This is a genomic window from Paenarthrobacter sp. TAF1 (genome assembly GCF_052113825.1).
GTDB lineage: Bacteria > Actinomycetota > Actinomycetes > Actinomycetales > Micrococcaceae > Arthrobacter > Arthrobacter nicotinovorans.
Genome location: NZ_JBFRDO010000056.1, coordinates 1 through 416, shown reverse-complemented (window position 1 = coordinate 416; position 416 = coordinate 1). Strand labels below are relative to the sequence as shown.

The 416-nt window shown below is 62.5% G+C and carries 1 protein-coding gene; it reads left to right on the top strand.

Going from position 1 to position 416, the window contains the following annotated elements:
* Positions 1 to 225 precede the first annotated feature (225 nt).
* Positions 226 to 416: helix-turn-helix domain-containing protein (locus AB4Y81_RS21575; protein ID WP_441996938.1), on the top strand; the 191-nt coding region annotated here is incomplete at its 3' end.

The following is a 416-nucleotide window of genomic DNA, read 5'->3' as shown; positions in this document are numbered from 1 at the left end:
GGCGTCTTCAGGTGGCTAGTGCAACACCCCTGTAGTTGGAGGGGTGTCATGGTCAAGAAGTTGCCGTGGTCGGTTCGTGCGTGTGCGTATGAGCACTTGCTGGCGGGTGAGGACACGGGACGAAGTGCTGCCGCGGCTGGGGTGTCCCGGCAAGCGGTGTCGCATTGGGCGAAACTAGCGGGCATGGAACTTATCTCCGGCCCTGGTGGTGGCGTGCGTCTTCCGATGGCTTCGGAGGGGCTTTCGCGGGATAAGGAGCGAAGGTACCGGCGGCTGACTTTGGAGGACCGGGCTTATATCAAGGCCTGTCTGGGCTTGCCGGAGCCGCGTTCCATGCGACAGATCGCCAAGGAGTTGGGCGTGCATCCATCAACGGTGTCCCGGGAGATCCGCCGACACAGTATCGAGCATTGGGC